Annotated in this window: 1 protein-coding gene; it reads left to right on the forward strand. The window is 38.4% G+C overall.

Annotated elements, in window-relative coordinates:
- Positions 1–268: MbnP family protein (locus SB772_RS41605; RefSeq protein WP_410838721.1), on the forward strand; the 268-nt coding region annotated here is incomplete at both ends.

Raw genomic sequence — 268 nt, forward strand, 5'->3', positions numbered from 1 at the left:
CTTACATCATGCAGCAGCAGCGAGGAAGATACTACAGACCTTACAACTTCAGGAAAACTTCAGCTCAAATTTGAAAACGGATTCAATAACCTGGGTGATATCGTTTTAAATCAGACTACCCAAACTTCTTCCCAGGGACAGAAACATCAGTTTTCTGCACTGAAATATATGATCAGTAACATCAGTTTGATTGATGAAAATGCAAATGAATTCAAGTACAATGAAAATAACCCCGATAAAGGGGCTTTCATTATCGACCAGGCTGATG

The sequence above is a fragment of the Paraburkholderia sp. SIMBA_030 genome, assembly GCF_046535245.1.
In the GTDB taxonomy this organism is placed as follows: Bacteria; Pseudomonadota; Gammaproteobacteria; order Burkholderiales; family Burkholderiaceae; genus Paraburkholderia.